Origin of the sequence: Virgibacillus flavescens, assembly GCF_050574275.1 — a bacterium.
Classification (GTDB): Bacteria; Bacillota; Bacilli; order Bacillales; family Amphibacillaceae; genus Virgibacillus_F; species Virgibacillus_F flavescens.
This window is the reverse complement of the sequence record NZ_CP192260.1, coordinates 3,319,138-3,343,962: the sequence shown is the minus strand read 5'-3', so window position 1 is coordinate 3,343,962 and position 24,825 is coordinate 3,319,138. Positions and strand designations below refer to the sequence as shown.

The 24,825-nt window shown below is 37.7% G+C and carries 27 protein-coding genes; 16 read left to right on the top strand and 11 right to left on the bottom strand.

What is annotated here, in order from left to right; translation table 11 throughout:
• A complete protein-coding gene (mgtE, locus tag VBD025_RS17005; protein ID WP_430787645.1) occupies positions 1-1,359 on the top strand; it encodes a magnesium transporter in 1,359 nt (452 codons plus the stop codon).
• Between the two features lie 263 nt (positions 1,360-1,622).
• A complete protein-coding gene (locus VBD025_RS17000) occupies positions 1,623-2,090 on the top strand; it encodes a CotO family spore coat protein (protein ID WP_430787643.1) in 468 nt (155 codons plus the stop codon).
• 70 nt (positions 2,091-2,160) lie between these two features.
• On the opposite strand, the gene VBD025_RS16995 is transcribed toward VBD025_RS17000, so the two are convergent.
• Positions 2,161-2,622, bottom strand: coding sequence for a CotY/CotZ family spore coat protein (locus VBD025_RS16995; RefSeq protein WP_430787641.1), 462 nt, complete (start codon positions 2,620-2,622; stop codon positions 2,161-2,163).
• Positions 2,623-2,814: 192 nt separating this feature from the next.
• On the opposite strand from VBD025_RS16995, the gene VBD025_RS16990 reads away from it, so the two are divergent.
• The 3 genes from VBD025_RS16990 (at position 2,815) to VBD025_RS16980 (ending at position 4,673) form a co-directional block, all read left to right on the top strand.
• A complete protein-coding gene (locus VBD025_RS16990; RefSeq protein ID WP_430787639.1) occupies positions 2,815-3,057 on the top strand; it encodes a hypothetical protein in 243 nt (80 codons plus the stop codon).
• A 162-nt stretch (positions 3,058-3,219) separates the two neighbouring features.
• A complete protein-coding gene (locus VBD025_RS16985) occupies positions 3,220-3,495 on the top strand; it encodes a hypothetical protein (RefSeq protein ID WP_430787637.1) in 276 nt (91 codons plus the stop codon).
• Between the two features lie 281 nt (positions 3,496-3,776).
• Complete coding sequence (locus VBD025_RS16980) at positions 3,777-4,673, top strand: MBL fold metallo-hydrolase (RefSeq protein WP_430787635.1); 897 nt, start codon at positions 3,777-3,779, stop codon at positions 4,671-4,673.
• 214 nt (positions 4,674-4,887) lie between these two features.
• Here the strand turns inward: VBD025_RS16980 and tlp are convergent, their stop codons facing one another.
• The 3 genes from tlp to VBD025_RS16965 all read right to left on the bottom strand — a co-directional run bounded on the left by tlp (position 4,888) and on the right by VBD025_RS16965 (position 8,027).
• Positions 4,888-5,127, bottom strand: a complete 240-nt coding sequence (gene tlp, locus VBD025_RS16975; protein WP_430791474.1) for a small acid-soluble spore protein Tlp — start codon at positions 5,125-5,127, stop codon at positions 4,888-4,890.
• A 68-nt stretch (positions 5,128-5,195) separates the two neighbouring features.
• Positions 5,196-7,262, bottom strand: a complete 2,067-nt coding sequence (locus tag VBD025_RS16970; protein ID WP_430787633.1) for an ABC transporter permease subunit — start codon at positions 7,260-7,262, stop codon at positions 5,196-5,198.
• Positions 7,263-7,481: 219 nt separating this feature from the next.
• Entirely contained in the window at positions 7,482-8,027 is a 546-nt protein-coding gene (locus tag VBD025_RS16965; protein ID WP_430787631.1) for a flavodoxin family protein, read from the bottom strand.
• 116 nt (positions 8,028-8,143) lie between these two features.
• Here VBD025_RS16965 and VBD025_RS16960 point away from each other — a divergent pair, with 116 nt between their 5' ends.
• From VBD025_RS16960 to VBD025_RS16920, 9 genes are all read left to right on the top strand, one after another.
• Positions 8,144-9,055: a LysR family transcriptional regulator gene (locus tag VBD025_RS16960; RefSeq protein WP_430787629.1), complete on the top strand. Its 912-nt coding sequence runs from the start codon at positions 8,144-8,146 to the stop codon at positions 9,053-9,055.
• A gap of 23 nt (positions 9,056-9,078) precedes the next feature.
• The gene (locus tag VBD025_RS16955; RefSeq protein WP_430787627.1) at positions 9,079-9,759 is read left to right on the top strand and encodes an HAD family hydrolase; all 681 of its coding nucleotides are present in this window, start codon (positions 9,079-9,081) and stop codon (positions 9,757-9,759) included.
• On the top strand, positions 9,749-10,366 hold the full coding sequence (locus tag VBD025_RS16950) for an NUDIX hydrolase (RefSeq protein WP_430787625.1): 618 nt from the start codon (positions 9,749-9,751) through the stop codon (positions 10,364-10,366). Before VBD025_RS16955 ends, VBD025_RS16950 begins: the two co-directional genes overlap by 11 nt.
• 192 nt (positions 10,367-10,558) lie before the next feature.
• Positions 10,559-10,828 (top strand): CD3324 family protein, encoded by a 270-nt coding sequence (locus tag VBD025_RS16945; RefSeq protein ID WP_430787623.1) that lies wholly within the window; start codon positions 10,559-10,561, stop codon positions 10,826-10,828.
• A 781-nt stretch (positions 10,829-11,609) separates the two neighbouring features.
• Positions 11,610-12,161 (top strand): GNAT family N-acetyltransferase, encoded by a 552-nt coding sequence (locus VBD025_RS16940; RefSeq protein ID WP_430787621.1) that lies wholly within the window; start codon positions 11,610-11,612, stop codon positions 12,159-12,161.
• A 2-nt stretch (positions 12,162-12,163) separates the two neighbouring features.
• Positions 12,164-13,189 carry a serine hydrolase domain-containing protein gene (locus VBD025_RS16935; RefSeq protein WP_430787619.1) on the top strand — a complete coding sequence of 342 codons (1,026 nt, stop codon included), beginning with the start codon at positions 12,164-12,166 and terminating at the stop codon, positions 13,187-13,189.
• Positions 13,190-13,450: 261 nt separating this feature from the next.
• Positions 13,451-14,914, top strand: a complete 1,464-nt coding sequence (locus VBD025_RS16930; RefSeq protein WP_430787617.1) for a spore germination protein — start codon at positions 13,451-13,453, stop codon at positions 14,912-14,914.
• A 5-nt stretch (positions 14,915-14,919) separates the two neighbouring features.
• Positions 14,920-16,017 (top strand): GerAB/ArcD/ProY family transporter, encoded by a 1,098-nt coding sequence (locus VBD025_RS16925; protein ID WP_430787615.1) that lies wholly within the window; start codon positions 14,920-14,922, stop codon positions 16,015-16,017.
• A complete protein-coding gene (locus VBD025_RS16920; protein ID WP_430787613.1) occupies positions 16,004-17,128 on the top strand; it encodes a Ger(x)C family spore germination protein in 1,125 nt (374 codons plus the stop codon). The genes VBD025_RS16925 and VBD025_RS16920 overlap by 14 nt, the downstream gene beginning before the upstream one ends.
• A 65-nt stretch (positions 17,129-17,193) precedes the next feature.
• On the opposite strand, the gene VBD025_RS16915 is transcribed toward VBD025_RS16920, so the two are convergent.
• The 3 genes from VBD025_RS16915 to VBD025_RS16905 all read right to left on the bottom strand — a co-directional run bounded on the left by VBD025_RS16915 (position 17,194) and on the right by VBD025_RS16905 (position 19,324).
• A complete protein-coding gene (locus VBD025_RS16915; RefSeq protein ID WP_430787611.1) occupies positions 17,194-17,646 on the bottom strand; it encodes a DUF2512 family protein in 453 nt (150 codons plus the stop codon).
• A 575-nt stretch (positions 17,647-18,221) separates the two neighbouring features.
• Positions 18,222-18,746: a DUF3231 family protein gene (locus tag VBD025_RS16910; protein ID WP_430787609.1), complete on the bottom strand. Its 525-nt coding sequence runs from the start codon at positions 18,744-18,746 to the stop codon at positions 18,222-18,224.
• A gap of 14 nt (positions 18,747-18,760) precedes the next feature.
• Entirely contained in the window at positions 18,761-19,324 is a 564-nt protein-coding gene (locus VBD025_RS16905) for a CBO0543 family protein (protein WP_430787607.1), read from the bottom strand.
• 137 nt (positions 19,325-19,461) lie between these two features.
• On the opposite strand from VBD025_RS16905, the gene VBD025_RS16900 reads away from it, so the two are divergent.
• Together VBD025_RS16900 and VBD025_RS16895 are read left to right on the top strand one after the other, a co-directional pair.
• The gene (locus VBD025_RS16900; protein WP_430787605.1) at positions 19,462-20,256 is read left to right on the top strand and encodes a hypothetical protein; all 795 of its coding nucleotides are present in this window, start codon (positions 19,462-19,464) and stop codon (positions 20,254-20,256) included.
• A 5-nt stretch (positions 20,257-20,261) separates the two neighbouring features.
• Entirely contained in the window at positions 20,262-20,741 is a 480-nt protein-coding gene (locus VBD025_RS16895; RefSeq protein WP_430787603.1) for a hypothetical protein, read from the top strand.
• 257 nt (positions 20,742-20,998) lie between these two features.
• On the opposite strand, the gene VBD025_RS16890 is transcribed toward VBD025_RS16895, so the two are convergent.
• The 4 genes from VBD025_RS16890 to VBD025_RS16875 form a co-directional block, all read right to left on the bottom strand.
• Positions 20,999-21,700: a DUF421 domain-containing protein gene (locus tag VBD025_RS16890; RefSeq protein WP_430787601.1), complete on the bottom strand. Its 702-nt coding sequence runs from the start codon at positions 21,698-21,700 to the stop codon at positions 20,999-21,001.
• Positions 21,701-21,738: 38 nt separating this feature from the next.
• Positions 21,739-22,767: a spore photoproduct lyase gene (splB, locus tag VBD025_RS16885; RefSeq protein ID WP_430787599.1), complete on the bottom strand. Its 1,029-nt coding sequence runs from the start codon at positions 22,765-22,767 to the stop codon at positions 21,739-21,741.
• On the bottom strand, positions 22,760-23,017 hold the full coding sequence (locus VBD025_RS16880; protein ID WP_430787597.1) for a transcriptional regulator SplA domain-containing protein: 258 nt from the start codon (positions 23,015-23,017) through the stop codon (positions 22,760-22,762). Before VBD025_RS16880 ends, splB begins: the two co-directional genes overlap by 8 nt.
• A 660-nt stretch (positions 23,018-23,677) precedes the next feature.
• On the bottom strand, positions 23,678-24,730 hold the full coding sequence (locus tag VBD025_RS16875; RefSeq protein ID WP_430787595.1) for an EAL domain-containing protein: 1,053 nt from the start codon (positions 24,728-24,730) through the stop codon (positions 23,678-23,680).
• Positions 24,731-24,825: the final 95 nt, after the last annotated feature.

Genomic DNA, 24,825 nt, shown 5'->3' with positions numbered 1-24,825 from the left:
ATGGAAAGAACAGTTGAAACGCAGCGTCAATGGGACCTCTTACATGAATTTTTAGCGAGAGAAGATATAGATGCATTTCGTACAGAGTTTTTGGGTATTCATCCGTATGATCAGGCGCAATTTTTCATTGAACAGGAAAAAGCAGAACGAACCATGATCTATGCATACCTGTCTCCAGATGAGATAGCGGAAATTACGGAAAATATTGAAAGTGAAGATATAGAGCCATACTTTACGGAAATGGATCCGCGCTTCGCCGCTATGGTTTTGGCGGAAATGTCTACCGATGATGCCGTAGATATTTTAAATGAATTAAGCAAGGACAAAGTCGCAAGTTTCTTGACCATTATGGAAAAGGAAGCGTCAGACGAAATAAAACAGCTGCTTCATTATGAAGAAAAAACAGCTGGTAGTATTATGACAACAGAGTTTATTTCCATTTATAAAACACAATCTGTTAAAGATACGATGCTCCAGCTGAAAAAAGAAGGTCCAGAAGCGGAAACAATTTACTACATATATGTAGTGGATGAAGACAAACGCTTGGTTGGAGTGATTTCATTGCGAGATTTAATCATTTCAGAGGAAGATACACTGATTGAGGATATCATGAGTGAGAAGATTGTCTCTGTATCTGTTGCAAAAGATCAGGAAGATATCGCACAAATGATGCGAGACTACGACTTTCTGGCGGTACCTGTAGTTGACTTCCAATCACACTTACTTGGGATTATTACAGTAGATGATATTATGGACGTAATGGAAGAAGAAGCAAGTGACGATTATTCTAAATTTGCTGCGATCTCCGATGTTGACCGTCCGGATGAAAGTGCATTTGTTTCAGCAAAAAAACGGTTGCCATGGCTGATTATCCTGCTTTTCCTTGGGATGTTCACAGCAAACCTGATTGGCCGATTTGAGACCACCTTAAACAAAGTTACAGTGTTAGCAATATTTATTCCATTGATTGCTGGTATGGCCGGTAACACAGGCACACAGGCATTAGCTGTAGCTGTTCGTGGTTTAGCTACTGGTGAGTATGGCAAAAAAGGTAAAGCCAGACTTATTATGCGTGAGGCAACCACCGGTTTAATTACTGGTACCGTTTGTGGTATTTCAATTACGGCGATCATTTACGTCTGGAAAGGCGATATTTTTCTTGGGCTGCTAGTCGGATTTTCGATTATGGCAACTTTAATCGTCGCCACAATAGCAGGCTCGCTAATTCCAATTTTAATGGATCGGTTTAATATTGACCCAGCAGTAGCATCAGGCCCGTTTATTACAACAATTAATGATATTATCTCTATATTAATCTATTTTGGAATGGCAACTGCCTTTATGAGATTTTTAATTTAAGTACAACTATTCATTAGAAATAGAGATAAGAAGAACCGTTCACTGCAGAATAAATAATAGGTTAAAAAATGACTATCAAATTAAGCTTAATATGATAGTCATTTTTAATTGCTGAGCATTTTGGGACGGATTTACGCCATAAATAAATGCAAAGAGCACGTTTTACCGTATAAGAAATTTGGCCTTTTGGTTCTTAGTTCACGTTTCGCCCAGTCATTCATATACTGTGGTGACCATGACAATCGAAAGGAGACGCGTTTGTAATGAGTAATCAAAAGAAGTTTGCTAAAACCCCACTGCTTTATATACATCAGTCCAATCTGTCGAATCCAAAAGCTCCTATGCAATCAAACTACATTACTTCAAGAGATAAAAGCACGAAACCAGCAGAAACTAAAACACCTAAAGCACGATATGTTAAACGTACTAATTTTTTTGAAAAAGTGAATGAAGAGAAAGAACCTATAACTGAAAAAAATGAGGAAAACGAGAAACCTTCATCCAATAAGAAGTTTAGCGAATTGACAATACAAGAGAAAATTGATTATTTTCTAGCGAAGCCGGTGCACATTCCTAAAATGAAGTGTGAAGTGAAAACAGAGGAACGGACATATCGAGGTACCATTCAAGCTGTAGAAGCAGATCAGGTGTTTATGCAAATAGGACGACGCACAACGCATACGAAAATTGAAATTGGTTCCATACAAGAAATTAGATTAATTGGATTTTAATGCATAAAAAAGCACAGAAGAGGAAGTTAACTCCAATCTTCTGTGCTTTCTCAGGTAGCATTTAACTGTATTAGTTAATAGCATTAATTGCTGGTAAGCAAGTTACATGACAGAAGCAGTCCAAATCAACTGTAATGCAAATTCCGGTAGCGCGCAATGGATCAGTTTCCTGCTCTACTGGATTATCAGGATTATCACACTCATCTCCTGGATCACGTAATAATTCTAAAGTAGCACAACAATCATCATCTACCCGCTTAACTCTGAAGTAAAAACTTCCTACAACACGACCGATGTTATCTGGATGTGCACCGTAACCTTTGAATGGCTTACAGTTTCCTTTGCAGTATAGAAGTACTGGAACTGTATCTAATCCATTTCCGTTATCGGTTTCGCCAAGTAAATCACTAATTGAGCGTTCGCAGCTGGTATCACAACAATTTTCAATGACATCATTCTGTGCATCAGCAATTTCTTTTAAAATATCGCAAACACAGTTTCCTGTATCAAAATCTTTTCCACAACAACCCATGAATAAATCCCCTTCCTAAAAGTTATTGACTTATTGTCTATACTAGAATATGTACAATCGACTACTTGGTGTGGGCGCTACAGGGAGAATAATAATTAATTAATTCCTTGTAAAACCGGGCGAATGACTATACCCAGAATTACTTTTCAACATAGTCTAATAACGACAAAGAATAGAGGAGGAATGAATGTCATGTCTGAAAACAAACGCGTCTACCATGTGAAAGACCTTATTATCAAAGCAGACAATGTATTTATTGAAAGAGAAGACGAGAAGCATCACCGCCGTGATCAACTATTCGGAAGAAGGAACGAACGTCACGATGTAGAAAGTGAACGCGACATCCATGAAGAAAAAGAGCACAGGGATGAAGAAGTGGAAGCAGAAGATGAGGGACATAAAAAAAGAAGACAACGGAGACCATTTTGGTTTTAATAACCATTTCATAACAAAGGCAGCAAAAAAAGCTGTCTTTTTTACATAGGAAAGGCATATTTTTCAAAATAACGGGTATTAGTAAAGTAGTTAATGAATTGAATGAATGTCATGAACGTGCATACAGTAACAAATTTGACTAAAATAAAGGAGGGCATGGAAATGGGATATATACTTCCAATCACACATTATCAGTATCAGGATTATCAAAATCGTGTTACCCAAAAAGAACAGGACCCATATCACATTGAAAAACCATATAAAGTAATACTGGATACCAAGTCAAGAGAAATGGAAGACGAAGATCATACCCAGAAAGACGACCAGTCCTCCAAATCCAACTTCTTCTATAAACCAATGAACACAGACAATAATAAAAATGAAAAAGTAATTTCAAAAATAACAGGAAAAGGCCAACACTTCAGCGAGAGTATATAGAAAAAGAAAGGCGGAAGCGACTGTTCAGAAGCGGACGCATAAGCAAGTGACCGCAAACCGCCTGGTGTTGGCGGTTGGAGTGTCACTTGCTTATGACGACAGCTTCTAGGAGCTGCAGCTGGACAGAAAAGAAAGGCGGAAGCGACTGTTCAGCGACGTACAAATAGATAGGCCTGTGAAAGTGCGGTGAACTTTCCGTACATTCATCAGGACTAACTATTTGCTAGTCGCTAGGAGCAGTAGCTGGACAGAATAGAAAAGCGACGTAAGGGGTAGATTTTTTGGAATTCACCAGATTAAATGAAACATGTTATTACTTTGATGCCGTTGTAAATATCGGATATGTACATCAAAATGGAAAAGGAATGTTAATCGACGCTGGAATAGATGATTCCGTGATGCGAAAAGTACTTAAAGAATTAAAGGCAAACGAATTGCCAATTACACATCTATACATTACGCATGCACATGCTGATCACTACGGCGGTGCTTATTTTTTACAAAAAAGACATGATATCATGACGATTGCCCCGAAGTTGGAGTCTGCAATCCTACAAAACCCCACCTTAGAGCCACTCTATTTATTTCAAGGAAACGATCCATTACCAGAGCTTCACAATAAATTTCTCGAAGGAAAACCTATTCAGGTAAATAAGGAAATAGAAGCTGGTGAACACAATATAGATGGTTTCTCATTTACCACCCATCTTTTGCCTGGCCATAGCTATCATCAGTTAGCGCTCGAGATCGATGGTGTTCTTTTTGCAGGAGACAGCTATTTTAGTGAAGAGCAATTAGACAAACACAAAATTCCTTATATTACAGATGCTGGTCAAACCCTAGAAAGCTTACATAAACTGAAGGAAATTGCTTGTTCGGGAGCGGTTCCAGGGCACGGAGTGTATGAAGAGGAATTTATCACTACTGTTGAAAAAAATATCGAATGCCACGAGCGTTTACTGCAGTGGCTGGAGAATTATATTCAACAGTCAGATAGTGGTGTGTCGCACGAGACAGTTGTATCAGATATGTGCGAACACTTTGAAGTTAGCAATTCCATGCTTTCCTCGTGGCTGCTGTATCGAACAGCAGTTACAGCGTATTTAGTGGGACTCATAAAACAGAAGAAGATTGAACATTATATTGAAAAAAACATTTGGAAATTTAAAAAAGCATAGCTGATCTGAAAGTTGCTGACATTTTTTTTAAGAAGTTAAGCAAACTAGTTATGAAGGAGGTCAGAATATGCGAGATAAAACAAAAACGAAAAACAAGAGCAAACAAGAAATAAATGATCTGAAAAATAAAAAAGCAGAACAAACGAGAAAAACCGGACATAACAGAACATCAAATGATTAGTAAAAGACAGGCATGGAAGTCCATGCCTGTCTTTTACTGTTGCAGTCTGTCGTTTACTTCGTCTTTTATTTCTGCACGCAAACTCTCTATACTTTCTTCTCGGCGCTGGTTCTTTCCCTTTATCTGACGCTTTTCTTCTTCACTTATCTCCTCTGAGTGAGCCTTCACGTAGTCTCCGGCTTCGTTCCTGTTTTGCATTGTGTGGCCGATGGTATTCTCAATTTTTTCCGCGTTGTCAGAACGATCATCTGGTTTAGCATTTTGATTTGTCATCATACAATCCTCCTTAGCCATTATAAATTTAGTATGTGAGGAGTATGCAAAGTTATGTATCAAGAAAATTACAGTAGATCTCTCTGTTGTTCTTTAAGGCATTCTTTAAACTGCAGCTTTTCCTTTGATACTTCTGTTATTTCTTTATTTTTAAACTTTTTCCTTCGTTTTAATTTGCTGAACTTATAAATAATCCCTATTTTCACCTGTTGTACTTCTTTAACACCTTGAATAATAAATTGCATAGCAAAGATTGACAGCATAAATGCTAGTAAAACAAACCCTAATAAATAATATCTGCCTTCCTTAAAAGCGTATTTGTTAGCGCCAATTAAACCAGACCATTCATTTGTTGTAGACCTTGGCGGACCTTGCAGGAGTCCAGTTTCAATTATTGTTCCACCAAGAAAAATATGAAAAAAGCCTAAGTGGATAAAAATAACGAGAACCTGAATAAACTGCTGACCAAACAAAACGGTCATTTTAGGACCTATATGGGGCATGACGTGACGCCAAAAAACATGAAAACTGCCACCACCAAGTACCTTAGCACTTAAAATAAATTCATTTTGTAATACATGATTAATATCTTTTCCAATTAACACGGTGGTCAATGGGATAACTAAAACGGTGAGCACAATAACTTCCATCATTATTAGTTCTGCAGTACTATGTGCAAATCCGCTTCTCGACCCAAAAATGATCACACTTAGCAGGATGTAAGCAATAACACTTAAGGGAATAAAGTGAATCGAATCAACCATCTTGCTGATCCATTCCCGTGTTCGCGATTTTAGTTTAAATGCATAGAAGATACCAAATATTAATCCGAATAGAACACGGAGTACAGCGATTAGCAGTCCGAAAAATAATGTGTACTTTGCACCAATAACAAGTTGATCTAAAAGACTGTATCCAAATTTATCAGATCCAAGCAGAAAAGGCTCTGGCGGCTCATGCGGTCGTATACTTTTTAGGGTAGTCCCATCCTCTTCGTATGCAAACATCAATTGGTCAATATGATCATTAGTGGTAACAGAATAAATCAAGCTATAACTTATTACGAAAACAAAGAATAGAAAACCTAACGCAAACTTCCAATTTTTCATATGCTGGAAAAAAATGATTGTTATGGCTATTAGCGGCCGCCATGGTTTCATTTTTTTTAGTTTTATTCCTCTGATTCCATATAGTAAATTGCTCAAGGATCTTTTTATCCCATCAGCTATAGCAGTCGGCCGCCATTTGTCCCAAAAACGTCTATTATCTATCGAATAGGTATGTATTTCTTCAGTGGTAATCAAAAGATCGACAATCTGAAAGAAAAAATAAAAAGGTGTAAAGATCATTGCTAGTGCGACAGTGATGGTGATTGGAGAAAGGTTACTAGCTAATACACTAGTAAATCCCTTTATGTTATAGACTGCTTCGATTACAAACTGACTGGATAATGTGGCCCAAATGATAACCTTCATATGATGAAAAGAGCTTGGCATAATATTTTTCATAACATGCTTCGTTATAATTCGTACCTTCATCAGCCCTTTGCTTTGTAAAAAAGATACATAATCTTTCAGGAGTTCCTGTTCGATCATTAATAATAGAATTTTGTACATGGAGACCGCCGGTAATACCGAAAGGGTTAGAATCGGACCTAAGTATGCCCGTTCTTCCCTGTATGATGCGACGCGAAAGATATCAACCGCAAACGTTTTGTATATATAGATTGAAAACATTTGCAGCAGGACTGCAATCACAAGATCAGGTACTGACTCCAAAAAATCCAATAACCGTTTAATGGGATTTAGAAGTAATCTCGGAAGAAAATTGGTGACTAAAGCTAATAAAAACGCAACGGATAGTCCAATGAATACAGCAGCCAATAAGATTTGCAATGAATATAGGTACGGTTCCCACAATACCTCCATTAATGGCACGTCTACTGGTTCTTGTACCCACGTAACATTATAAACCCACGCACCAGGATTAAATAACTGCTTAATAAGATCAAGTAACATGTCAAATAATGCTGCAGGGCTAGTTGTTTTTGTTAATACTGCTTGTGGTACAAGACTGAAACATACAATTCCAAATATCCCAAGTAAATAAAAGGTAAATAATTTGATGAAGCGCACGAATTAACCCCCTAGGTTATATATCTTCTCTGAATTACTTATAGTTATTATTTTATTGTCAGTATTTGTTAGATAATAAGTAATATTACTACTTTTTTGTAAATATTACAATAATAGATTAAAAGTATTTAAAAATGTGCTTGTTACGAAATAATCACAAAGTAAAAGCAGAAATCCATTAGCTCTAACAGATTTCTGCTCTAAAAATGAAAAGATTATTTATCTGTAACTTAATTTTTCATGCAAAATTTCTGCTTTTTGTATTGCCGCTTTATCCGCTGCGATATCTCCAGGTTTGTTGCCATTTCCTAGTATGTAGTCTTCGAAAGTGATACCTGCAAAGTCGAAAATATAGTTAAATTGCTGAATCATAGGAAGTCCCTTTAGATTGGCGTTGTCTCCACCTACAGAAATTACGTATGCTTTTTTTGCAGCCATTACTTCTTTGAAATCTGGATAATCTGCATCTCTAAAGGTCTGTGACCAGCGATCGATAAAATTCTTCATCGTTCCGGACGTACTGTACCAATAAATCGGTGTAGAAAAGATTAAGACATCATGCGGTAACATTCGATCTATTATTGAATTATAATCGTCCTCGACAGTACTAAATCCATCTTCTGTATGACGCAGGTCTTTAACAGGAAGAATTTCATAATTGCTTAATTGAATCTTCTCCACAGCTAAATTCTGGATAACTTTCTCAGTAAGTATTTCGGTATTCCCGCTCTCACGGGTCCCTCCATCTATAACAGCAATTGACATAAGTTATTTGCTCCTTTCCATCTCTATACAAGTATCATATAATGAATTTTATGATCAATAAAGATGAACATTTCGATTAAACCAATCGAAAAAAACGATTGAAGAGGATGTGAAAAATGGAGACGAAGCAGCTTCGAACGTTTAAAGTCGCAAGTGAAAATTTGAATTTCACAAGAACTGCGAAAATAGTAAACTTCGCACAATCCAGTGTGACAGCTCAAATAAAGGCGCTAGAACTGGAACTCGGAACGCCGTTATTCGAACGACTTGGAAAGCGTTTGTTGTTAACCGAAGCAGGGGAACGATTTAAGGTATATGCTGAAAGAATGATTCTGCTCGAAGAAGATGCGAAAGGCAATGTAAACGGTGGAGAGGAGCCTGCCGGGACGCTCATAATTGGCGCACAGGAGAGTCAGTGTACCTATCGACTGCCACCAATATTAAAAGAATTTAAGGTGCAGTTCCCTCGCGTGAAACTGATTTTCAAGCCCGCTCATTCTGACGAAATAGCAAAAAAACAATTGAAAGAGGGGCTGCTTGATCTTGCTTTTGTAACAGATTTATCTGACAGTAGTGATACGTTTGAATCCGTACATCTTGCAAAGGAATCTATCATAATGGTTGCTGCTGCAAACCATCCAATACTTTCTAAACATGAGGTTACTCCAGCGGATCTAGAAAATGAAACACTTTTGCTCACGGAAACGGGCTGTTCGTATCGAACGATATTGGAAGAATCTTTTCGCTCCTCAGATGTATTTCCATCTAATAAGATAGAATTTGTTAGTATAGAAGCGATAAAGCAATGCGTTATCGCTGGACTTGGTATAGCTATATTACCAGCTATGGCGGTTGAGGCAGATCTCAAAACAGGGAAAATGGAGCAACTTCCATGGCAAAAATTCACTACCCCAATTCATACACAAATTACGTGGCACAAGGATAAACAGCTGACAACACCCTTAAAGGAATTCATAGAGATAACAAAAAGGTGGTTCAAAGAATACGGGAGTTATACAAATAACTGAGAGAAAATGGTAGAATTAGAATAATGAATAAATTTAGAGGGGTGTTTTCTATTAAAGCTGTTATTTTTGATTTTGATGGTACGTTAGCAAATACATTACCCATTTGTTTTTACGCATTTCAGCAAGTCTTCAAAGAATTTGATAATAGAGAGCTTTCGTCGGACGAGATTAAATCCATGTTTGGTCCATCCGAAACTGGAATCATTAGAGAAAACCTGCTTCATCCGAACATAGAACAAGCTATTGAGTTATACTATACAAACTATAAAGAAAAACACACAGAACTAGTTGAATTTAACCAACATATGGATGATCTGTTGCGATTTATTAAAGCAAAAGGAATGAAATTAGGTATTGTTACAGGCAAAGCAAGAAGAAGCCTGGACATCTCAGTCCAAGCACTTAACATGGAAGGATGGTTTGATGTCAGCATTACCGGTGATGATGTTACTCATCCAAAACCACATCAAGAGGGCGTATTAAAAGCCTTATCCATTTTAGGTATAGAAAACAATAAGGCAATGTTTATTGGCGACAGCGAGGCAGATATCCTGGCTGGTAAACGAGCAGACGTTTATACGATAGGAGTGAACTGGCTGCCTGCGTTTCAAGCGAATGAGTTTACTACCATCCCTGACTCCAGTTACAGCAGCATAGCTGATTTCATGAATTTTTTAAAAACGGATATAGCCTATGAGTCATAAATGGCTGGAATGGGCGAAACGAATTCAATCACTGTCGCAAGCAGGATTAGCTTTTTCCAAAGACATGTATGATAGAGAAAGGTATGAAGAATTACGTTCGATAAGCGCTGAAATTATGGAAGAACATACCGATCTTGAAATGGAAAAAGTCATGAATTTATTCGCAAACGAAACTGGGTATCAAACGCCTAAAGTCGATGTTCGTGGAGCAGTATTCAAAGATGATAAAATTTTAATGGTTAAGGAAAAAATCGATGACAGATGGTCGCTTCCGGGAGGGTTTTGCGATGTTGGCTTATCACCAACTGAAAATATTGTAAAAGAGATCAAAGAAGAGTCCGGGTACGATGTTATTCATAGAAAGCTTATTGCACTTTTGGATACTACGAAAAGGAATCATCCACCACTTCCTTATCATTATTATAAATTGTTTATCCATTGCGATATCGTTGGTGGTGAGGCAACTGTTGGGTTAGAAACAAGTGGAGTTACATTTTTCTCTGAAAATAATTTACCCAGACTGTCTACTGGCAGGAATACAGAAGTGCAGATTGCGATGCTTTTTGATTACTTGAAAAAACCGGACATGGAAACGGTAATCGATTAACATATAAGACAAAGGAGGTTTGGAAAATGATGAAAATTATGTCGTGTGTAAAATCGGCAGCGTCTCATGCAGAGCCTAGTATCAGATGGCGATAACTTTGCGTGAGGTGGTATCATTTTATACAATCGTCTAACTGGAAAACGGCTTTGCACCTTATTGAATTGTTGAAAAATAAATAAGGGGCTGGCAGAAATGAGTTATGTAAAAGCAAGTAATGTACTACCTGATGAACTAATTTTAGAATTGCAAAAGTATGTACAAGGGGAAACCATATATATTCCTAAAGCAAAAAGTAATTATGAAAAGTGGGGAGCACGTTCTGGTGGTAGAAAAGCTATTGATCAGCGTAATGCCATTATAAAAACAGACTTTAGCGACGGCAAGTCGATTGATGAGCTTGCGGGAAAATATTTTCTTTCGGCAGAAACTATAAAAAAAATTTGTTATTCCAGAGATTACTAAATCAACTTTCACAGAATAAAATAAGTTGGTGCTACCAGAAATAGTTAAATAAGCCTGAAATTCATTATTATGCCGACACAAAACTATAAACTGCGAAGTAACTTTTAGGTTTATTATCTAATATGCTCTAAAGCTGCCGTCCAGGATCACTGCGGGCGGATGCTTTCCGCGGGCACGGCTTCAGTCTCCTCGAGAAGAGCACTCTGCGGGGCCTTCAGACTCGTGCTGTTCCCGCAGGAGTCACCGCCCTCCGCTCATCAGGACTGGTAAAGCTATTTACTAAAAAATTGTTTATTATTTAGTGCATTCTGAAATAGACGTTGCTATCAATTGTGCATTTAATAAATCTGTGACATCCATCTCTTGTCTAGAGATCGGAGCGGGTGGCAGTCGATTCCTGCTGGGAGAGGCTTGGCAACTGAAAAGGTAGTAGATTTTTAAAATTTAATTTCTCACCTTTAACTTAGCATCTTCGAATATACGAAGACTCCTGTGGGAACAGCGCGAGCTGAAGATCCCGCAGGAAAGCGGTCTTTGCTTATCCGAGGAAGCTGAAGCCGTGCCCACGGAAAGCGAAGTATATTCGAAGATGCGATCGCAGATCCACTTTCTTTTGTATGTGTGAAAGTTGAGTTAAAATACTAGCACCAATTATCTTCGAGAAGAGATGATTGGTGCTTTTCAATATGGTTAAATTGATTCTTATTTATTTTTTCTCTATATTAAAAACCAACAATACATTACTATTACACTATATTGCTGTGAAGGGGACTGTTAAAGAATGGAACAACTAATAAAATTCTTAAATGGAAAAAGAGTGTATCTGAGACCGATAGAAAATAGTGATCTGGATCTATTCTATGCGAACGCCCTTTGGGATAAAGAAGTTCGTCGACTGACGGGCACACAAACTGTTTTCAGCCGGCAAGTTCTGGAAAACTGGTTTGAACGGAATTCAACAGATGACAGCAGAATTGATTTAATGATTTGCCTGCAGGAGAACAATCAGCCTATTGGTGATCTTGCAATGATCGATATAAATCATCTTAATCAAAATAGTGTAATCCGAATTTCTTTATTTGATAAAGCGTACTGGGGTAATGGCTATGGTACAGAAGCATTAGAATTACTGCTGGATTTTGGGTTCAATATTTTAAATCAGCATAGAATTGGTCTTGATGTATTTGCCTATAATGAACGGGCTATCAAAGCTTATGAGAAATTGGGATTCAAGCAAGAAGGAAGAGTAAGAGATGAACTATTTTACAATGGTGCGTTTCATGACTCCATTATTATGGGGATTCTGAAAGCCGAATATCAAAAGGGGTGCTAACCATGCAGCGAAACAAATTAATAAAAAGGGTAGAAAAAGTGGTGAAAGATATAGATTTTGCTGGTTCAGTCTATATAAAACAAAAAAATGAAGTTATCTATGAATCAGCATTTGGATTCGCAGACAGGGCTGAAGAACGAACAAATAAAGTAGATACACGATTTGGTATTGCCTCGGGATGCAAATTATTCACAGCAATAGCCATCTGTCAATTGGTCGAACAGGGCAAACTGTCTTTTCAAACTCGATTAATAGACTGTGTTGACATTGATTTCCCTTCCTTTGATGAGTGGATAACGATTCATCACTTGCTTACACATAGTTCGGGTATTCCGGATTATTTTGATGAAGACGAAATGAGCGATTACGAGGATCTTTGGAAGATTCAGCCTGCATACACATTGAAAAATCTGCGTGATTTCCTTCCACTGTTTCAAAACGAAAAGATGAAATTTAAACCGGGTAATACATTTCACTATAATAATGCTGGATATATTGTCCTTGGATTAGTAGTCGAACAGCAAACAGGAGTATTGTTCAGCGATTATGTGGAAAGAGAGATCTTTCAAAGGTGCAGCATGAAGAGTTCTGGTTACTTTTCTTTGGATAACCTCCCGGCAAATACAGCGCATGGTTACATAGACAAAGCAGATGGATCATTCAGAACAAATGTATTTTCCATTCCAAGTATAGGAGGTTCTGATGGAGGAGCATTTGTATCGGCACCTGACATGATGAGACTGTGGGATTGTTTATTCGACCATTCAATTTTAAGCTTAGCATCTACTGGGAAGCTATTGACTCCTCATATAAAAGATAAAAATGACCACTATTATGGATATGGGTTATGGATTAACAGAGTTAAGAATCATGTCTTTAAGTATTATTTAATGGGGTATGATCCAGGGGTCAGTTTTCATGCATCGGTTTATCCTGATAAAGATATTAAGCTAATTGTTTGTTCTAATAAACAGTCTGGACCAATCTCCATCATAAAAGAAGTAGAAAATATTATTCAAGAATGGTAATATCCTGATATTGGTACGTCGCCGCCGGTTGGTTTATCAGGATTTATCAGCGTTTATCGGGATTCTATGAATTTTATCAGGGTTTTCCGAGTTATATTAGGAATTCAGCGAATATATCAGGATTTCCGGAAATCACCCAATGTAAGAGCCTGCTTTTTAACAGGCTCTTTTTGTTTTTATTAGGCAATGGGTTATGTATACATCCATTAATAAAGCTAATACTAATTTAACAAGTCGAAACTGTTCAGTAGGTGGTCATTCATGAAGAGACGGAAGATAAAAAAAGAGGGTTCCAGCACGTCAGAACGTTTACATAAATCTGCGGACACAAATAAAAGTGCTATTAAAAAAGCACTCCATGGTTCAAGTGATTTAATCATAAAAGAAAGTGGCGATTATGTCACGTTTTATATAGAGTCACTTGTAGATCGCCAACAGATACGAAAACACATACTGCCTTATTTACTCGCAGAAAAGCCCGATATAAAACCAGTTATATACGATAGTGCGGGAGAGTTGGAAACGATTGATCAAGCCGTCAAAAAATTGCTGTCAGGTGCATTTATTTGGTTTGATATAAATAATGCGAAAAAAATATATTCGATGGAAGTTACCAAATCTTATGATCGTACGGTGGAAGAACCGGAAAATGAAAAAGTTATCCGTGGATCTCATGAAGGCTTTGTGGAAAGCTTAATGATTAATATAAATCTGATTCGAAAACGGATTGAGCATCCCAGCCTAACCGTTCGTTATTCCACTCTCGGTGAAAAGAGTAAAACAAAATTAGCAGTAGTATATATGGATGGCTTAGCTGATCCGGATGTGGTCGCCCGAATCAATAAAAGATTAGCAGATATATCCATAGACATGGTGATGAGTCCGGGATTTATCGAAGAGTTTGTGGAACAATCAGCGCTTTCCCCTTTTCCGCAAATGCTTAATACGGAACGACCAGACCGTGTGATGGCACATCTTATGGAGGGAAGAGTTGCATTAGTTACAGAGGGAAGTCCTACAGTTTTGATTATTCCCATTACATTTTTTGCTTTTTACCAATCGCCGGACGACTATAACAGCTGTTGGATTTCAGGAACGTATGTACGGTTAATTCGTATTATCAGTTTTATAATTGCAGTTGGATTACCTTCCTACTATATATCAATTATTGGATTTCATTTTGAAGTAATTCCGGATGATTTAATTTTGCCAATCAAAGGTTCAGTTACAAACATTGCATATTCCCCTATCGAAGAAGCGCTCGTAATGGTATTAACGATTGAATTAATTAGAGAAGCGGGGATACGGCTTCCGACCCCGATTGGTCAAACTATCGGAATTGTTGGAGGTCTCGTAATTGGAGATGCAGTGGTCCAGGCAGGTCTGATTTCAAATCTAATGGTAATTATTGTTGCATTGACAGCAATTTCATCTTTTGTAGTACCTTCTAATGAAATGAGTACATCCTTGCGTATTCTGACGTATCCGATGATGATTATGGCCACGACGTTTGGTTTTGTTGGAGTTACATTCGGTTTTATGATTATGATAATACATTTGTGTAAGCTCGAGTCATTCGGAACGCCATATCTAGCACCAGTCGCTCCACTGCATTTTAAGGATTTAAAGGATACGTTCGTCCGTTTACCTTTATGGATGTTTAACTCTAGACCAAAGGATGCTCAGCCACAAGCTGCTAAACGACAATCTAAAACTAGTGAGTGATGGAAATGAAAAAAATTACACCTAATCAATTATTTTTCGTGGTCTTGCAAACGCAAATTGGTGTTGGCATATTATCACTGCCCTATTCTTTATATGTTGTTGCAAAGCAGGATAGCTGGATATCACTTATAATTGCTGGTATTTTTATTCAGGTCTTCATATTCGTGATTTGGAAACTGGGTACTCGATTTCCTGAACGGACCGTTTTTGAGATTTGCGATATACTGCTTGGGAAATTTTTGGGGAAGATTATTTCGGTTTTTTATATTTGCTACTTTATTGCTGTCTCTTCATTAATTCTGGTTTTGTTCAGTTTATTAATTAGAATTTGGATATTGCCTCAGACTCCTTTTTGGATTGTCATTTTGTTAATGGTAGTTACGGGAGTATACATTGTTTTAAGTGATTTAAGGGTAATTGCCCGTTTCTTTACAGTAGTATCCGTTTTCTATTTAGTTCTTCTCTTTTTAATGATTGCTGTCCTTTTTAACGGTTTTAACTATACTTATATATTCCCTATAGGTGGGGCGGGCATTTTAGCAATTGTAAAAGGGGCGAGGGAAGGACTTCTGGCACTTCTTGGATTTGAAATATTACTAGTATTATTTCCCTATGTCCAAGGAGGTTCTATCAAAAAACTAAAGAAGATATCAATTGCAAATATAGTGATATTTCTATTTTACCTGTTTATTGTAGTTGTGTGTCTGCTGCTCTTTTCCCCGGCTGAATTGAAATTTATACCGGAACCCGTTCTTTATGCATTAAAAACATTAGATTTTAAAGTTTTATCCAGATTAGATTTATTGTTTCTGTCCATTTGGGTTATTTCAGTTGCTACAAGTTATATGATGTATTTATTCCTAGCTAACCATGGTGTGCAAAAAATAACTAAAAAGAAGTGGAAATACAGTGCGTATTTTATTGGACTGATAAGTTTTACAGTTTCCATGATACCAGGTGAAAATCTGCTTATTATTCAACAATACAGTAAGATCGTCACACAATCTGGGTTCGTTTTTGCCATGGGACTACCTGTAATTTTATTATTAATTTCTTTGTTATTTCGGAAAAAAGAGGAGCCAAGCAATTATGAAGAGGATTAAAACTTTATTAATTTTAGTCACTATCCTAACGTTCCTGACTGGCTGCTGGGATCAAGTGCTTTTTAAAGATGAAAGACTAATAATGGGAGTGGCATTTGATAAAATTGAAAATGACAAAATTCTTACGACGGCGACGATTCCGATTGTTGAACCAGGTCAGGCAGGTGTATCAAGTGGTGGAATTCAAATAGTCTCAGGTGTAGGGAAAACGCCTAGACAGTCCAGAATGCAAATAGATCGCAAAATTGCCCGATCTTTTAACGCGGCAAAAATGCTGACGGTTGTACTTGGTGGAGAGCTTATTAAAGAAAATATTTTTCCGCTGCTTGATGTATATTATAGAGATCCAAGAAGCAATTTAAGTGCTAATTTAATTGTTACGGAAGAGGAAGCCTCAGAGATTTTGAAATTAAAGCTTCCCAATCAGCCGAGAGTCAGCGAATATATAACTGATTTAATGCACAGCTCAAAGGTATCTACTATTATTCCGGAATCAACAATCGAAATGATCGGATCCGCTTTATTGGATTCTGGTCAGGATTTTGGATTGCCATTAGTCACAATTGATAATACTGGAACGAATTTGATGGTGAAGGGATTCGCCCTCTTTAATGGTGATAAATATACTGGCGAATACTTAACTCCCCAGCAAACGACATTATATCTGCTAATGGCTGGTAAGAAGGGGAGAACTGCCCGCCTTTCAATTAAAGTATTCGACGATAAGAGTCCTGATTATCTGAATTATATAACTGTTGACGTGGAAAAAGTGAAGCGAAAAATAAAAACCAAATATAAAGTAAACAAACCAGTAGTGAACATTGATATGAAATTAAAAGTAACGGTTATAGAGTATCCGCACGATAAGCTGAATTCCAGTAAAGAACTTGCTAAATTAAATAAAGCTATGAGTGAAAATTTAACGAAGAAATCAAAGCTGGTCATAAAAAAAATACAAGAGGCAAATTCAGATTTATTTGGAATAGGCAGACAAATCATTGCTTACCATCCTAAGCATTGGGATAAGAAAGAATGGAAAAAACTCTACCAGACAATTGATATAAATTCAAATGTTAAAGTTGAGATTGTCCAGCATGGAATTGTAAACTAATTTAAATATTGCAGATTGAGCGAAAGGTTAATTAAACCTTTCGCTCCTGTTTGTTGGAACTTGAATTACTCTTGTGGGTCTTTAACCTCGTCTGCTTTTATTTCGGGGCATGTTTCATCAGCGAATTCTGTTTGCAGCTTGCGGTCATAATAGCCAGGGATGTCAGTGTTTTTATTTACGAATAGTTTTTTTCTATACCAGTGAACTAAAATTTCACTTAGCGTTACCCCAATTGCTGCAAGAATGGATGCTGATGCTAGCGGTATGACTTCATCAATTAAGATAGTTCCCATTATATAAATGCCTGTTACTGCCGTTATAAAATCAATCATGGATGCACCGACGTTTCCGATTTTCGGTAATGCGTATAGGTCTCCTATAATGAATGATGTGATGGTTAGGATTAGGCTTGTAATAATAATATTTGTAGAGGATACTTCGTAAACGAAGCCTAAGATAAGCCATAATACAAGTGTAAGCAGGATGGATTTTAGTAGGAGTACTTTAAGGTGTTTCATATTTTTTACCTCCATTTGTTTGTTTATCTGTAGGATATCCTTTTATACTTGTATCATTCAGATGAGATTGGCGGTGTGCAGTATCGAGGATTTATTAACGATCGATAAAACTAGTAGGGGTGTCTTGGCCACTGAAAAGGTTATATATTGTACAAATTAAGTCGATCTGCAATCGCATCTTCGAACATACTTCGCTTTCCGGGGGCACGGCTTCAGCTTCCTCGGAATGCAAAGACCGCTATTCCTCCGGGATCTTTAGCTCGCGCTGTTCCCATAGGAGTCTTCGTATGTTCGAAGATGCTAGGTTGAAGTGGAAAAATAAAATTATAGATCTACCACTTTTTCAGTGACCTTGTGTGTGTTCATTAGGAGGCTCGGATTGTTCGTTCTTCCACGTAAGTCTTAAGGTTTTGTTCCTGCTGAATGATGGTTTTCGAAGATGTGATGATAGATCCACTAGTATTTTGAAGAATCGATGATAAGAATAGTTTCTCGACAGCAAATAATCCGAACAAAGTTGAATTCTTTCGTTCGGATTATTTGCTTTATGCTATATTTATGACCTTGTACCTTTGTTATTTTACTTTTTCTTCTGTTAACGTTTCTATATGGAGTGGTGGTGGGATTAACCAGCCTTTGTCTTTGGTCATTTGTAACATTTTCGCTCCAAGCTGTGCTTTTTTCATGTGGTACTGACCAAACATGAGGGCGATATCTTCTCTAATGCACTGACCCATTGCTGTGCTGTCAGCTACAAGACCTTGGCCGATATCCTTTGAAATTGCTGCAGCTATTTCTGGATCCATGATGCGAGCTCCTGCAGGAATTTCTTCGCGATTAGCCTTTGGACGTTCTGGAGGAGTTGGTGGTAGTCCAACGCCATTTTCTTTTAGTAAACGCTCGGTTTCTTCAATCGCTGGTCTAACCAGGTTTTGTAGAATATCAGCAATGAATTTCTTGAGATCGCTGTCTCCAGCATGGTTGTGATATATTTCATACGATGCAACCTGTGATTTGGCGACTGTGTAAGCACTCCACACTGCATAAACTTCACCATAGTGCATTGGTTCATCTTTCGGATTTCCGCTTAAAATACCCAATAATATAACCTCCTTTAAAAATGATTCGTTTTATTATCAACTAGCTTCGATTGTTTTATGCACAGTTTGTCAACAGAGTATTTAACGAGCGCTCCGATTAAAAAATAAAAAGGCGAGGAGTACCAATGCTTCCATTTCAGCAAGAGATAAATATCCATTCGCACAAACACGGATTCAACCACGAAGGTTGCGAAGACACTTAATACAAGGAGTGCAATCAAATAATGCTTCCATATATGAAAGAATTGATAAAGCAGCATATAACCGACTGGAATGATTGCAAAGTCGACTGGGTATAATTGATTTGAGAAATAAGTAAGCTTATATGGGTAAGTCCACAAACCAGAAGTAACTCCAATGTCATCTGAGATTGTAGCAATCAGGCTGGAAATTAGTCCTACATACAAAATGGGAGTTAAACGTTTCTTATCGAGAATCACAAGCCAGCCGATCCACAGCCCGATTGTCAGGACAAGCAGAAACCACCATTGATAGGAAAATAGTACAAATTCAAAAAAGTAATCTTTTTTTAGTTGGGCATGCGCTTCACGTGCTTTTATTATATCTTTAAAGGTCATCGAATAGCATCCTCTTTCATTTCATAGTTGTGTTTCATAGGATTTGTGGTTAGACAAACATATATACTATGGGATTAAATTAAAGCTTTTGGGAAAGTCTAAGGGAAACAATAATTGCTTGCATCAGGAGGAGTCACATGGATAATCACATAACTGACAACACTGCAAAGCGTTATGTTGCGCATGTCAGTGTATTTGGCACCACCCAAATTCATTTGAGAAATCCATTTGTAATTGCCTGGTGGAGCGCTGCTTTTCCTGGATGTGGTCACTTGCTTCTATCGAAATACCTCCGTGGCTATTTATTGTTTATCTGGGAAGTTATTGTCAACCTTCAAGCTAATCTAAATCAGGGTATCGTATATTCGTTTCAGGGTAATTTCGATAAAGCAATTGAGGTGCTGGATGCAAGATGGTTATTACTGTATATGCCTGTATATTTATTTGCTATCTGGGACAGTTATCGAACGACAGTTGATTTAAATAAGGTTTATATACTTGCTTCCGACGAGGAACATTATTTTAATTCCTTTAGTATTGGTGCACTTGAAATTAACTATTTGGATAAACGTAATCCGTTAGTTGCTGCAATGTGGTCAGTATTTGTTCCTGGTCTAGGACAATTGTATATTCACAGAATAATGACCGCATTTTTTGTAATTATCTGGGCAGTCGTGTTTTTCTATTATTCACGTGTTTTTGAAGGAATTACATATTTATTGCAGGGGAATATACAACAATCAACCGAGGTGTTGAAGGATCAGGTGAAGTGGCTTTTATTCATTCCTTCCGTTTATGGTTTTGCTATATATGATTCTTACATGAATACAGTGGAAAATAATAAGCTTTTCGAAAAAGTACAGCGGCGTTTTTTATTGGATAACTATCAACAGCCAAATTTTAATTTATTTAAAAATGAAAAAGAGAAGTGATTATTATGCAGTTATTTTCTACGTTCGAAAACAACATGTTTTTGGAAATGGCAATCTCAACGTTAGAAAAGAGAGGTATTCATAAAGAATGTATTTACGCTGTCCCTTTGGATAACCGAATGGAAAGCAGAGTGTTATTTGACAACCTTCACCGTTCAGATGGAACTTCTCTTATCGACATCGGTATGGGACTGGCCACTGCCTTCTCCGTAATCGGGGTCAGTATAGGGTTTAAATTGAATTGGGGACCGATAGTTTGGGGGTTGATCAGTGCATTTGCTGGTTTTGCAATAGGAGTAGCTATTAGGCTATTCAAGGAAAACCCAGATAAAAAACAGAAAAGTAATCTTAAAGGGAAGAATACAGAGGTTATCTTAATTGTTAATTGTGAAATAATACAGGCAGATATTGTGGAGGATATTTTATGGGAGCATTTTGCAATTGGAGTGGCAAAAGTAACGGAGCCTGAGCGAGAGGTAGATTAGAAGGGGTGTAATTTATTTTCGCTAAAGTTGTAAAAAAGAAAGGAGGGTGTCAGATGGAGCAGAAAGAAAATAAAAAAGGTAAAGGTAAAAAAGCCCATTCGTCGTCAAAGGGTGGACCACAAAAAGGAGACAAAAAGTTAAACGGACCAAACCGTCCTTCGACTTAAGGGCATTGGAAGATTAGGATTATTAAAGATGAACTTGCTTTATTGCAGGTTCTTTTTTTTTGACCTAAAACTAACGACTCAAAGTAACTGTTACTTAAATAAATAAAGTTTAAGTTTATCGTTTATATCAATGGTTGCAAGTAGCACATCGTTTGGTATTACGTTTTGTGCTGCTAATTGGTCGATTAGCCATTGCTGATTTTCTCCAATTTGCTGTAACTCTTTGTAATCTATTTTCCCTTCAATAATAATGGATCTGGGAAAATTAAATGGTTCTATTTTTGCCGTGGGATTAGAGGGGGTGAGGGGCAGAAATTTAGGATATAAAAATATGGAAATAAACCCGCCGGCCTCCCATAACGCGAGAGCAACTTTTTGGATGTCTTCTGTTTGTTCTTTCCGAAGTTCACTTAATAAGACTTCTATTGAAATTCTGGCTTTTTTCAGGTTCTTGTAGTTGATTTCCCCACCTTCAATTAGCGGAATTGGAGGGGGGTTAAATAATCCTCTGAATGCAGTGGACTTCAGGCTCCCCCATACTCCCAGAACGTATAATGTAACGATAACGGTCATCGTTATCATGGAACCCCTTAACCCTAAACCTTCATCCGATAAAGGGTGAGCAATAATATTTCCAAGTAATAAAGCGATAACAAAGTCGAGAAAGCGCAGCTGAGAAATGGAGCGCTGCCCCATAATTTTAGCCGCTATTAATAAAAATATGAATCCGACAGTTGCTCGCATGATCCATTCTAAAATGGTCAGCGACTCCTGTGCTAAGTGGAAGTCCATCTTGTTCACATCCTATTCTTCCAGCAGTGTCATTTTGTTTAAGTGAAATATTCTATTTTTGCTTGCGGAAAGTACTGTGCAATATATTTCCCCAATGTAACTTTAATATCCTCTTGCTCTTCGTTCTGGTATACATATTTACCGATGCCGTAGCGTCCCCATTTCCATTTTCGCTTTGATTCATCAAGTTCAAGCTTCGTCATTGGATAGTTCTCCTGAATAACGCGCTTTGCAGGTTTTGTGAAACGGTGCTGGATCATTTCAAAGGTTAAATCTTTCCGTGCAAAAGCAGGTAAGGCGGCATCAAGCTTCTCAAACATTTCAAGGTATCCTTCTTTCCAGTTTTCGTGTAAATATATTGGAGCAATGATAAAACCAAGAGGATAACCTGCTTCGGCAACTTTTACTGCTGCTTCGACTCGTTCAGATAGTCTGGATGTACCGGGTTCAAAGAATTTAATGATATAGTCATTGTTTATACTGAAACGAAATCGAGTTCGACCATTATGTGCTGCATCCAGAAGATGATCTACATGCGCAAATTTAGTAACGAACCGAAGTCGCCCATGATCAGACCTGCCAAAATGTTCAATAGCTTTTTTTAATGTATGTGTTAAGTGATCAACACCAACAATGTCGGACGTACAGGAAGCTTCAAATCGAGTCTCCTCGGGAGCACGCTCGCGCATATAATTATCTGCAGCATCAAAAATTTCGTCTATATTTACGTACGTCCGGATATACGGCTTGCTGCCCATGGTTGTCTGCAGGTAACAGTAATGACAATGGCCCATACATCCTGTCGCAAAAGGAATTGCGTATTCTGCTGAGGGCTTGGACGTATCAAATGTTAATGTCTTTCGAATACCAATTACGAGCGTGGACTTAGCGGTTCGGTATTTTTGAAAATGGTTATCACCCGGAAGATTGCGAATTTGATTGTGAGAAGTTGTTTCCCTAATTTCAACTCCCATATTTTCGAATTTCGATTTGAGTTCCTTTCCCAGTGCATAGTCAAGCGCTTTAGGCTCAATGTAAACAAGCTGCGGAACAAATGGTTTAACCATGGAACTCACCTGTTTCCGGTGTTCCAAATGCTTCTGTGTATGCCTGTTCGGCTGATTCCTCTGTTTTGAAAACAGCAAATTCATCAGAAAAAGGGAAATAGTTTTCATGCGCGAAAAGTGCTAATTCAGAATGGTTCTTTGGATTCTGTACAACTGCCGCCTGTTGAATTTGGGCTACATCTTGTGCATGTGGATTACGGAGAATAATATAGACGATCTCGCCTGGCTGGTACTGCTGATTTATCTCCATTTTTTTCACCTCGCCTTTCTTTTGTTTATCTTTTAGTTATTCCTAAATAGGATAGATTTATGTTGGTAAATGAAGAGAAAAAAAGTTGCTTTTATACGCGAAGTATTATGAAGGAGCGAGGATAGAAATGTTTTTCCACAGCAAAAAACCAAACGATCTCGAATAGATCGTTTGGATGGCTGGTGAGGCTAATTGTGGCTACTGAAAAAGTTACATGTGGTACAAAATAAAGTGGATCTGCGATCGCCTCTTCGAATATACTACGCTTTCCGTGGGCACGGCTTCAGCTTCCTCGGATAAGCAAAGACCGCTTTCCTGCTTAGATCTTCAGCTCGTGCTGTTCCCACAGGAGTCTTCGTATATTCGAAGAAGCTAGGTAAAGGTGAGGAAAATAAGTTTTATTATCAATCACTTTTTCAGTTAGTCTTTCCCTCCACATGAGTCCTGGTGCATAATGACTAATGGTATGAAAGTTGCCACTTCAATCAAAATCCAAAGCCCTAGTAGTACAAAAAACCACATTACCATAACAGGATAAGGGAACTGCACAAGTTAAAAGCTGTCTATAATTAGTAACGCTGCGAATAACAAGTAGATGATATACCAGATAATTTTGTCTGAAACAGTTTGAAGATGAACAGGACTCCGGGAGCGCTATGTTTATATGCTGACATTTTGATTTAACTCAGTCTCCGTAATCGGGTTTTCCTGTGGTTTTGCGAAAAAATAACCTTGGAATAGTTCATATCCGATTGACGTGAGGTAATCGATATCTTCTTTTCGTTCTACACCTTCTGCAAGTGTTTGCGAATGAATTTCTTTTGCGACTTTAATGACAGACTTTGCAACCTGCTGTTTACTTGGATCCTCACTTACACCATCCGCAAATTCGCGAGCTAATTTCACGAAATGTGGTTTCAGGTCAGAAAGTTTTTTTAAACCATTATGGCCAGTTCCTACATCGTCCAGCGCATATTTCACACCGTGCGTTTTGTAGTAATTTAGTATTTTCTTAAGGTGATTAATATCCTGAACTTCGTCTGTTTCTACTACTTCAAAAACTACTTGTTCAGGTTTTAAGTCCATTTGATTAATAAGTGCGAACGTTGTGGATAAACAATGTTCCGGTACATAAATAGCTGTTGGGATAAAATTGATGAACACCATTTTATCTTTTATACGCGCGGCATTTCGAACGGAAACCATTCTGCACGCTCGGTCTAATGCAAATAACCTGTTTCGCGTACGAGCTGCTTCAAACATTTTAAAAGGAGGGATCAGGTTACCTTCCTGATCAATGCCTCTAGATAGCAGTTCATAGCCAATAATATCCACCTGGTTCTGGTTGATACGCACAATCGGCTGGTAGTGTGTTTGAATGGATTGGGTTTCAATTAATCGATCAATCCAGCTTGCTTCTTTCAGTATATGCAGTGTTTCAATTGGCTTCTTGTCATGTATGGCAACAAATGGTTTACTTTTTTTAGATTCAGTAATAAAGATTTGTGAACCATCAAAGTGGGTCACAAGATAATCCAACAGATCAAATACAATGGATTCCTCTGCCCAAAATGTGGATGCATCAAGTTCGATCCAATCTTCTTCTAAATAGGTTTCAAAATAAGGTGTCAATAGTTCTGTTGTCTGTCCGCCTTCGAAATAAACGGTGTAGCCTTTACGCTGTGGTAAACAAATATCACATCCGGATGCCAAATAGGTTCCTCCTCATTCAATATGTATGTCTATTATCGGCATCTTGCGATAAGTTCTTTAGGCATAGTTCAAATGTCATGTATTTTTTATTCGAG